Source organism: Mycobacterium sp. (assembly GCF_049673265.1).
Classification (GTDB): Bacteria; Actinomycetota; Actinomycetes; order Mycobacteriales; family Mycobacteriaceae; genus Mycobacterium.
Window position 1 is genome coordinate 1 of record NZ_JBATXN010000003.1, and the last position, 3451, is coordinate 3451.

Here is a 3451-nt window from a genome sequence, read left to right on the forward strand (position 1 = left end):
GCTCCAGATAGAAGTCCTCCAAGCCGTAGTCGGCGAGCAGATCTAGCACGAAGCGCAACAGCGAGGCCAGTTCGTCGTGGAGTTGCTCGCGGCTGCAAAAGATGTGCGAATCGTCCATCGTGAACCCGCGGGCCCGCGTCAGCCCGTGCACCACACCGGATTTCTCGTAACGGTAAACGGTGCCGAACTCGAAGAGCCGCAACGGAAGCTCGCGATACGACCGGCCCCGCGACCGGAAGATCAGCGTGTGCATCGGGCAGTTCATCGGCTTGAGGTAGTAATCCTGCCCCGGCTTGCGCACGGTCCCGTCGTCGTTCAGCTCCGCATCGAGATGCATCGGCGGGAACATGCCGTCGGCGTACCAGTCCAAGTGTCCCGAGGTGTGGAACAGTTGCGCCTTGGTGATGTGCGGGGTGTTGACGAATTCGTAGCCGGCTTCGATGTGCTTGCGCCGCGAGTACTCCTCGAGCTCTCGGCGCACGACGCCGCCTTTGGGGTGGAAAACCGCTAGCCCAGAACCGATTTCGTCGGGAAAGCTGAACAGGTCCAGCTCGACGCCCAGCTTGCGGTGGTCGCGGCGTTGCGCTTCTTCGACCAACTGCAGATGGTGGTCGAGCGCCTCGGCCGACTCCCACGCGGTGCCGTAGATGCGCTGCAAGCTGGCGTTGTTCTGATCGCCGCGCCAGTACGCGGCAGAACTTCTGGTCAGCTTGAACGCCGGGATGTGCTTCGTGGTGGGGATGTGCGGTCCGCGGCACAAATCGCCCCAAACCCGTTCCCTGGTACGGGGATTGAGGTTGTCGTAAGCTGTGAGCTCGTCGCCGCCGACTTCCATCACGTCGGGGTCCCCGGACTTGTCGTCGACGAGTTCGAGCTTGTAAGGCTCCTTGGCCAGCTCTTCGCGGGCCTGCTCCTTGGATTCGTAGACCCGTCGGGAGAACAGCTGCCCCTCCTTGAGGATCTGACGCATCCGCTTTTCCAGCGCCTCCAGATCCTCCGGCGTGAAGGGCTCCGCCACGTCGAAGTCGTAGTAGAAGCCGTCGGTAATCGGCGGCCCGATGCCGAGCTTGGCGTTGGGGAACATGTCTTGGACGGCCTGGGCCAACACATGGGCGGTCGAATGCCGGATGACGCTTCGACCATCGTCGGTGTTGGCCGCCACCGGGGTGACCTCGGCGTCGTCGGCCGGAATCCAGCTCAAGTCGCGCAGCTTGCCCTCGCCGTCGCGCACCACCACGATCGCGTCGGGAGCACCGCGGCCCGGCAGGCCCGCTTCGCGCACCGCGGCGGCCGCGGTCGTCCCGGCAGGCACCCGGATCGGGGCTGCTGGGGCGGGGTGTGCGAGGGCGGTCATCGACGCGGTCTCCATGCTCTTCTATGGGGTTCCGTCGGGTGTTCAAACGGACCCGACCATGCTATCGGGGGCCTTAGGGCTGGCCGGGTTTGAGTAACACAAACAGCGCCTCGGCCTCGGTCAGCACGGTGTCACCGTCGCTCAACCGGCCCGACACGAAGATCTTGCGACCCTCCACCCGGTCGACCCCCGCATCGATCTGCAGCTCCTTTTCGATCGGGACGACCTGGCGGTAATTGATGTGCAGGTATGCGGTGCGTTGGCGAGGGCCGCCGGTGATCACCCCAGACGTCATACCCAGGACCGAGTCGAACAGCAGCCCGAGCGCGCCCCCGTGCACGGCGCTGTTGCGCCCGAGGTGAAACCGTCGAAAGCGGGCCCAGCCCTGGATGCGGCCGTCGTCAGTGCGATGCACCTTCATCGGCACCGGCAAGATGTTGCCGCGGTTGGGCAGGTCCATTCGTCGGCCCGACGGCGTCGTCCACTCGTCCACGTCGAACGGGCTGAGCAGGCCGGACACCTTTTCGATCAGGTCGGCCGCCTCACTGATCACCCCGTCGGGTGCGTCGACCGCGCGGGCGTGATCCTGCAGCGTGCGCACCGCTTCGATGAACCGCCCGTAGTCGGGCCCGCCTCTGGTGGTTGGTTCGGGCGGATTGAATCCGCCGCCCGGGTGTCGCATGTGTTCGCCGGCCACCAGAACACTGTGCCATGCATCGAAATCGACACCAGCGCGACGAAGTGCGAGAGCAGATGTCGCTGGCGTCGATCTCGGCGAGGCCGAACGGTGGCCGGGCTGCGCCCGCGGCAGCTAGTTGTCCTGTGCGGCGCCGGCGGCGGCCAGCGTCTCGAATTCCTCGTCGGACAGCGTGATCTCGGCGGCGGCTACGTTCTGCTCCAAGTGGGCGACGCTGGACGTGCCGGGAATGGGCAGCATCACCGGCGATCGCCTCAGCAGCCAGGCCAGCGCCAGCTGCGAGGGCGTCGCGTCGTGGCCGTCCGCGACTTTCTGCAGTGGACCATCGGGGGCCGCCAGCGGTCCCGCGGCCAGCGGGAACCACGGGATGAAAGCGATGCCCTGGCTCTCCGCGGCATCCAGCAGCGGTTCGGCGGTGCGAGCGGCCAGGTTGTACATGTTCTGCACCGAAACAATCGGCGCGATCACCTGTGCGGCGGTGAGCTGGTCGACGTCGATCTCCGACAGCCCGATGTGGCGGACCTTGCCTTCGGTCTGCAGCTTGCTCAGCTCCCCGACCTGTTCCTCCAGCGGGAAATTGGCGTCGATGCGGTGCAGCTGGAAAAGGTCGATGGTCTCGACGCCGAGCCGGCGCAAGCTCATTTCGCATTCCTGACGCAGATAACTGGGATTGCCCAGCGGAATCCACACGTCCGGTCCGGTCCGCAGCAGCCCGGCCTTGGTGGCGATCACCAGTCCGTCGTAGGGATGCAACGCCTCGCGAATGATGTCCTCGGAGACGTAGGGACCGTAGGAATCGGCGGTGTCGATGAAGTTCACGCCGAGCTCGACGGCGCGGCGCAACACTCGCACGGCTTCGCCGCGATCGGCCGGCGGCCCCCAGACGCCCTTGCCGGTCAGGCGCATTGCGCCGAAGCCGAGTCGGTTTACCGTCAGCTCGCCGCCGAGGGTGAGGGTTCCGGACGCTTGGGCTGTAGTCACTTCTACGACCGTACGCCGCGCCTGGCAAGCTAAGCAGGTGGACTTGTACACGATGAGCAACCTGCCGCTGACCTATCCCGAAGTCGGTGCGACGGCCGGTCCGCCGCCGCCCGGATACCGCCACCTCGGCTTTGTGTCCCAGATCGGCGCAGGTCACCAGCGTTTCGTGGACGCCGCTGATGCGGTGATGCACTGGGGTATGCAGCGCGGCGCCGGACTACGCGTCCAGCCCAGCAGCGACGTGGTCGAGGTCGGCGCGGTGGTGATGGTCACGATGGGTTTCCTGAAAGCGCCGTGCCGCGTGGTGTACGTCATCGACGAACCGACCGTGCGGGGCTTTGCCTATGGCACCCTGCCCGGTCATCCCGAGTCCGGTGAGGAACGGTTCGTGGTTCGCCACGACCCGGTCACCGCCGCGG

Annotated in this window: 4 protein-coding genes; 1 reads left to right on the top strand and 3 read right to left on the bottom strand. The window is 66.1% G+C overall.

What is annotated here, in order from left to right; all coding sequences use genetic code 11:
* The 3 genes from WBF82_RS00045 to WBF82_RS00055 all read right to left on the bottom strand — a co-directional run.
* On the bottom strand, positions 1-1354 hold a 1354-nt coding region (locus WBF82_RS00045; RefSeq protein ID WP_424381075.1), incomplete at its 3' end, for an aminoacyl--tRNA ligase-related protein.
* Between the two features lie 73 nt (positions 1355-1427).
* On the bottom strand, positions 1428-2054 hold the full coding sequence (locus WBF82_RS00050) for a PaaI family thioesterase (protein ID WP_424381077.1): 627 nt from the start codon (positions 2052-2054) through the stop codon (positions 1428-1430).
* A gap of 111 nt (positions 2055-2165) precedes the next feature.
* Positions 2166-3032 carry an aldo/keto reductase gene (locus WBF82_RS00055; protein WP_424381076.1) on the bottom strand — a complete coding sequence of 289 codons (867 nt, stop codon included), beginning with the start codon at positions 3030-3032 and terminating at the stop codon, positions 2166-2168.
* Between the two features lie 52 nt (positions 3033-3084).
* On the opposite strand from WBF82_RS00055, the gene WBF82_RS00060 reads away from it, so the two are divergent.
* Positions 3085-3451, top strand: a 367-nt coding sequence (locus WBF82_RS00060) for a DUF1990 family protein (RefSeq protein ID WP_424381078.1), incomplete at its 3' end; no start/stop codon positions are given.